Source organism: Brevundimonas sp. UBA5936 (assembly GCA_002430835.1).
Classification (GTDB): domain Bacteria; phylum Pseudomonadota; class Alphaproteobacteria; order Caulobacterales; family Caulobacteraceae; genus Brevundimonas.
In genome coordinates, this window is the sequence record DJDA01000016.1 from 1 (window position 1) to 2,604 (window position 2,604).

The 2,604-nt window shown below is 71.7% G+C and carries 3 protein-coding genes and 1 pseudogene; all 4 read left to right on the plus strand.

Annotated features, from left to right (window positions below):
* Positions 1-362 (plus strand): annotated as a pseudogene (locus B2Y21_RS01175) (ABC transporter ATP-binding protein); the annotation flags it as partial.
* Positions 359-1,045: a lysophospholipid acyltransferase family protein gene (locus B2Y21_RS01180; RefSeq protein WP_292056161.1), complete on the plus strand. Its 687-nt coding sequence runs from the start codon at positions 359-361 to the stop codon at positions 1,043-1,045. The pseudogene B2Y21_RS01175 and the gene B2Y21_RS01180, both read left to right, overlap by 4 nt.
* Before the next feature lie 2 nt (positions 1,046-1,047).
* A complete protein-coding gene (locus B2Y21_RS01185) occupies positions 1,048-2,349 on the plus strand; it encodes a 3-deoxy-D-manno-octulosonic acid transferase (RefSeq protein WP_292056163.1) in 1,302 nt (433 codons plus the stop codon).
* On the plus strand, positions 2,346-2,604 hold a 259-nt coding region (locus tag B2Y21_RS01190; protein WP_292056165.1), incomplete at its 3' end, for a tetraacyldisaccharide 4'-kinase. The genes B2Y21_RS01185 and B2Y21_RS01190, both read left to right, overlap by 4 nt.

Here is a 2,604-nt window from a genome sequence, read left to right on the forward strand (position 1 = left end):
AGCGCGTCGCCATCGCCCGCACGCTGCTGAAAGACCCGCCCGTGCTGGTACTGGACGAAGCGACCAGCGCGCTGGACACCGAGAGCGAGGCCCTGGTTCAGGCCGCGCTGGAGCGACTGATGGACGGCCGCGCCACCCTGATGATCGCCCACCGCCTGTCGACGGTGAAGAACGCCGACCGCATCTACGTCATCGACGGCGGCCGCGTCGTCGAGGAAGGAACCCACGACGCCCTGGTGGCGAAGGGCGGCCTCTATGCCCGCCTGGCCCGCCAACAGTCGCTGGACAGCGACCCGGTCGCCCCCTCGCCGCTTTCGACCTTGCCCCCTCTGGCCGAACTGCCCGACGAGACCGGCGCATGAGGCCGCTGCGCAACCCCGCCATCCAGAACGCCCTCGCCTGGACCTTGGCCCAGTGGATGCGCTTCTGCATCGCCACCACCCGCTGGACGCATGAGAACCAGCATCTGGCCGAAGAGGTCTGGCGCGACGGCGGCGGGGTGCTGTGCGCCTTCTGGCACTCGCGCATCAGCCTGGCGCCCGCCTGCTGGCCCCTTGATCGCGCCCAGCCCGCCAAGGTGCTGATCTCCCTGTCCGCCGACGGCGAGTTCATCGCCAAGGCCGTCTCGCGTCAGGGCTTTCCCGCCGTGCGCGGCTCCTCGACCAACAAGGACAAGACGGAAAAGGCCAAGGGCGGCACGCAGGCCCTGCGCGACGGGCTGAAGCAGTTGAAGGTCGGCGCCCTGGCCCTGACCCCCGACGGCCCGCGCGGCCCCGCCCGCCAGATGGCCGAGGGCCTGCCCCTGATGGCCAAGATTTCCGGCGCGCCCGTGCTGCTGATCGGCATGTCGTGCAACCCGGCGATCCGGCTGAACAGCTGGGACCGCGCCCTGCTGCCCCTGCCCTTCGGCAAGGGCGCCGTGGTCTGGGACAAGGCCTGGTATCCCGAGGGCGCCGATCTGGCCGAGGTCGCCGCCGACTGGGGCGAACGCCTGACCGCCGTCGAGGCCCGCGCCGACGCCCTCACCGGTCTGGAGCGCGTCTGAGCGTGTCCTTCAGCCCCGCCCTGATCGCCTATCAGCTGTTGACCCGCCTGCTGGAGCCGCTGGCCCCGCGCCTGCTGGACGCCCGCGTCAACAAGGGCAAGGAAGATCCCGCCCGCGTCGACGAACGACTGGGCCTGCCCGGCATGGCGCGCCCCGACGGGCCTCTGGTCTGGATTCACGGCGTCAGCGTCGGCGAGGCCCTGTCCATCCTTCCGCTGGCCGAGCGCATCCGCAAGGATCGCCCCGACGTGACCGTGCTGGTCACCACCGGCACCCTGACCTCGGCCCAGGTGCTGGCGACGCGCCTGCCGCGCGGCGTCATCCATCAGTTCGCCCCGGTCGACGCCCCCTCGGCGGTCGCCGCCTTCCTCGACCACTGGCGGCCCAACGTCGGCGTCTTCGTCGAGAGCGAGTTGTGGCCCAACCTTCTGACCACCGCCCGCAAGCGCGGCGTGCCGCTGGCCCTGGTCAGCGCCCGCATCACCGACAAGACGGCGCAAGGGTGGAAGAAGGCCCCCGGCATGGCCCGCGCCCTGATGAACGGGTTCCAGCACGTCTGGCCTCAGGATCAGGACAGCGCCTACCGCCTGAGCGCGCTGGGCGCCCGCGTCGACGGCCAGGTGAACCTGAAGCTGTCCGGCGAGCCCCTGCCCTATGACAAGGGCGAGTTCGCCCGCCTGTCGGCCCTGATCGACGACCGCCCCGTCGTCGTCGCCGCCAGCACCCATGAGCATGAGGAAATGGCCATCGTCGGCGCGCTGGACCATCTGGCCGACCGCCTGTTCCTGATCGTCGTGCCTCGCCATCCGGAACGCGGCGACGCCATCGCCGAAGCCCTGAGCCACGACGGCTACGGCTTCGCGCGGCGCAGTCAGGGCCAGCCGATCTGCGACCAGACCGACATCTATCTGGCCGACACGTTAGGCGAACTGGGCCTGTTCCTGCGGCTGGCCGATGTGGTGGTCATGGGCGGCTCTTTCGCCCCCGCGCTGGGCGGCGGCTCCGTCGGCGGCCACAACCCGCTGGAGCCTGCGCGTCTCGCCAAGCCCATCGTCACCGGCCCCGACGCCAGCAACTGGCAGGCCGTGACCCGGATGCTGAAACAGGCGGGCGGCCTCGTCTCCGTCCTGTCGCCCGCCGAACTGCCCTCGGTCGTCGGCCCCATGCTGGCCGATCCCGAGGCCGCCCGCGACATGGGCGAACGCGCCCGGCGCTCCGCAGAGGCCGCCGCCGCCGGGCTGGACCGTCTGTGGCTGGCGCTTCAGACCCACCTGCCCGCCGCCCCTTCACGCAGGCGCCCATGAAGCTGAACACCCCCCGCTGGTGGTATAGCCGCGACCGCCGCCACGCCCCGATGACGCGGATGATGCTGAAGCCCGCCTCATGGCTGTGGGCGGGCGTCACGGCGCGCAAAATCGCCCGCGCCACGCCGATCGATCCGGGCGCGGCGGTCATCTCCATCGGAAATCTGACCGTCGGGGGCTCGGGCAAGACGCCCGTCGCGCGCGAGACGCTGCGCCTGCTGCGCGCCCAAGGGGTCGAGGCCGCCGCCCTGTCGC